At 65.9% G+C, this 3,865-nt stretch carries 2 protein-coding genes; one reads left to right on the top strand and one right to left on the bottom strand.

The annotated features are described in order from the left end of the window. The coding region (locus QZ281_RS16615; protein WP_292230286.1) for a hypothetical protein at positions 1–190 on the bottom strand (190 nt) is incomplete at its 3' end. Positions 191–578: 388 nt separating this feature from the next. Between QZ281_RS16615 and ileS the strand changes: the two genes are divergently transcribed. Then, complete coding sequence (ileS, locus tag QZ281_RS16610) at positions 579–3,503, top strand: isoleucine--tRNA ligase (RefSeq protein ID WP_292230284.1); 2,925 nt, start codon at positions 579–581, stop codon at positions 3,501–3,503. The last annotated feature ends 362 nt before the right edge of the window (positions 3,504–3,865 follow it).

The raw sequence follows: 3,865 nt of genomic DNA, 5'->3' as shown, positions 1-3,865 counted from the left end.
CCCCCGCCGTTGCCGCCGCCACAGCCGGGACCACCCGGCCCTCCGGGACCGCCGGGCGTGCCTGGGTTACAGCCACCACCACCGCCGCCGCAGCCGTTACCACCACCACCGCCGCCGCAACCTGCGCCGCCGCCACCGCTGCCGCAGCCGGGAGGGGGCGGAGGCGTGCAGCCAGTCGTGCATTGTGCAAACGCCGCGCCTGCTGTCGCCGACAGGAATACACCCGCCGCCAGGCCCAGCATCCAACTTCTCATCCGCAGCCGCATTGGCGGGACTCCTGAACGAAATTCTCGTCGGTCAGGCGAACGCCGACCGATCCAGCGTTCACCAAAACATCAAAAGCCTTTCGTTTCCGTTGATGCCGCGCGGGGTTCGGGATGGCGCAATGCCGCATCTGTCTGCTAGACCGACGGCATAATGATCGTCCGCGTCTCCATTCGCCTGATTTCGATTAGCCGCCCGGCGTAGCGCTTCTGGGCCTTCTGGCCCCGTGCACGCCGGGATCGACCGCCCCCAGGAACTTCCTTCAGGGCGAATGAAACAGCGAACGCTCACCCTTCGACGCCGAGACTTTCTTCATGGCCGACGCCACCGACTCCAATGCCCCATCTGGCCGCGACTATCGCGACACCGTCTTCCTGCCCGAGACGCCCTTCCCCATGCGCGGCGGCCTGCCGCAGAAGGAGCCGCTGATCCTGGAGCAGTGGGGCGACCTGTATGGCACCCTGCGCGCCGAGCGCCAGAAGCAGAACGCGCCCCTGTACGTGCTGCATGACGGCCCGCCCTATGCGAACGGCGACATCCACATCGGCCACTCGCTGAACAAGACGCTGAAGGACTTCGTGGTCCGCAGCCGCTTCCTGCTGGGCTATGACGTCGACTACGTCCCCGGCTGGGACTGCCACGGCCTGCCGATCGAATGGAAGATCGAGGAGCAGTTCCGCGCCAAGGGCCGCCGCAAGGACGAGGTCTCCAAGGAAGATTTCCGCAAGGCCTGCCGCGAGTACGCCGGCAAATATATCGACACCCAGCGTGACCAGTTCAAACGCCTGGGCATCACCGGCGATTTCGAGAACCGCTACGCCACCATGGACTTCAAGTCCGAGGCGGCCATCGTCGCCGAATTCCACAAGTTCAAGAACTCGGGCCAACTGTACCGCGGCTCCAAGCCCGTCATGTGGTCGCCGGTCGAGCGCACGGCGCTTGCCGACGCCGAGATCGAATATCACGACCACGTCTCGCCCACGATCTGGGTCAAGTTCCCGGTCACCGGCGTCTCGGACGACCATCCCGACGACCTGCTGTCGTTCCGCTCGGGCAATCCGGCCATCGTCATCTGGACGACCACGCCCTGGACCATCCCGGCCAACCGCGCCATCTCCTACGGCCCGGAAATCGCCTATGGCCTGTATGAAGTCACGGCCATGGAAGAAGGTCTTGAGTTCGCGCCCTGGGCCAAGCCGGGCGACCGTCTGATCGTCGCTGACAAGCTGGCTGAAGACGTCTTCAAGGCCGCCAAGATCGCCGCCTGGACACGGGTCTATGACATCAACCCGTCGGGCCTCGTCGCCGCTCACCCGTTGGCCGCACTGGACAGCGGCTATGGCTTCTCCGTGCCCCTTCTGGCGGGCGACCACGTCACCGACGACGCCGGTACGGGCTTCGTCCACACCGCACCCGGCCACGGCGCGGACGACTTCGAGGTCTGGAAGGCCCACGGCCATCATGAGGTGCCGGACACCGTCGACCCCGACGGCGCATACTACGACCACGTCCCCCTGTTCGCCGGCCTCAAGGTGCTGGAGACCGAGGGCAAGAAGACCGGCAAGTTCGGCCCCGCCAACGGCGCGGTCATGGAGAAAATGATCGAGGCGGGCAACCTGCTGGCACGCGGCCGGATGGAGCACTCCTATCCGCACTCGTGGCGCTCCAAGGCCCCGATCATCTTCCGCAACACCCCGCAATGGTTCATCCGCATGGACGAGCCGCTGGCCACCGGCGACACCCTGCGTGAGACGGCGTTGAAGGCCATTGACGACACCGCCTTCCACCCCGCATCGGGCCGCAACCGCATCCGTTCGATGGTCGAGGGCCGTCCCGACTGGCTGGTCAGCCGCCAGCGCGCCTGGGGCACGCCTCTGGCCATGTATATGGACAAGCAGACCGGCCAGCCCCTGCATGACGATGAGGTCGACGCCCGCATCGTCGCCGCCATCGCCGAACACGGCGCCGACATCTGGTTCACGGCGCCGGATGCCGATTTCCTGGGCGCCCACGACGCCGACCGCTACGAGAAGATCGAGGACATCCTCGACGTCTGGTTCGACTCTGGCTCGACCCACGCCTTCACCCTGGACCCGCGCCTGCCCGAGAACGGCTATGTCGGCAACCGTCCGACCCACTGGCCCGCCGACCTCTACTCCGAAGGTTCGGACCAGCACCGCGGCTGGTTCCAGTCGTCGCTGCTGGAAGGTTGCGGCACGCGCGGCCGCGCCCCGTTCAAGGCGGTCCTGACCCACGGCTTCACCCTGGACGAGAACGGCGAGAAACAGTCGAAATCCAAGGGCAACACCACCGATCCGCTGGTGGTCATCAAGGAATCCGGCGCCGACATCCTGCGTCTGTGGGTGGCTCTGGTCGACTATTCCGAAGACCAGCGCATCGGCAAACAGATACTGCAGACCACGGTCGACGCCTATCGCAAGCTGCGCAACACCGTCCGCTATCTGCTGGGCGCCCTGGACGGCTTCGACGAGGCCGAGCGCCTGACCGACTACGACCAGTTCCCGCCGCTGGAGAAGTTCATCCTTCACCGCCTGCACGAACTGGACGCCCATGTGCGTCAGTCCTACGCCGAGTACCGCTTCCAGGACGTGGTCCGTCCGGTGCTGGAGTTCTGCTCCAACGACCTGTCGGCCCTGTATTTCGACATCCGCAAGGACGCCCTCTACTGCGACCGTCCCGACAGCCTTCGCCGTCGCGCCGCCCGCACCGTGATGGACGAGGTCTTCAGCCGCCTGACCGCCTGGCTGGCCCCGCTGACGCCCTTCACCATGGAAGAGGCCTGGACCACCCGCTTCCCCGATGCAGGCACCAACTGCGCCCGCGTCATCCCCGACACCCCGGCGCAATGGAGCAACCCGGCCGAGGCCGAGCGTTGGGCCGCGATCAACACCGTCCTCGAAGTGGTCAATGAATCGCTGGAAGCCGCGCGTCGTGAGAAACTGATCGGCGGCGCTCTGGACGCATGGCCGACCGTCACCGGCCCCGCCTCGGCCTTCGCGCCGTTCGCAGGTCTGGACGCAGCGGAAATCTTCCGCACCTCGGGCGCCGAACTGGTCGAGGGCGGTGAAGCGGTCACCGTCGCGGTCAACATCGCCGACCACCCCAAATGCGCCCGCTCCTGGCGCCGCGTCCCCGACGTCGGCTCCGACCCGGCCTACCCCGACCTCTCGGCCCGCGACGCCGACGCCGTGAAGTTCTGGGACCAGTCCCACGCCTGACGGCTTCCTTCTCCCCTAGCGGAAGAAGGTAGCTCGCATAGCGATACGGATGAGGGGTCGGTCAGCCAATGATCGACCCCTTATTCAATTCTTCGCCCTCACACTAACCCGTCATCCTCGCCCTTGTGGCGAGGATCCATACGCCCGGTTTTCCCGCCGAGCGCGCATCACTCACACCGGGAGTATGGATCCTTGGGACAAGCCCAAGGATGACGAAACGATGGGCGGGACCGCTGGGTATTTCGCTCGAACTCTCACAATGACGCTGCCCCACCCCCAGCCTTTCCAACGCCCTAGCTCAAATCAAACCCAATCTGCGCGCCTGACCCTGAAACCCGCCTATCCTACGCAAGTCCCGTCGC

Origin of the sequence: Brevundimonas sp., assembly GCF_018608325.1 — a bacterium.
Taxonomy (GTDB): Bacteria; Pseudomonadota; Alphaproteobacteria; order Caulobacterales; family Caulobacteraceae; genus Brevundimonas.
This window is presented reverse-complemented; position numbering and strand designations above follow the sequence as displayed.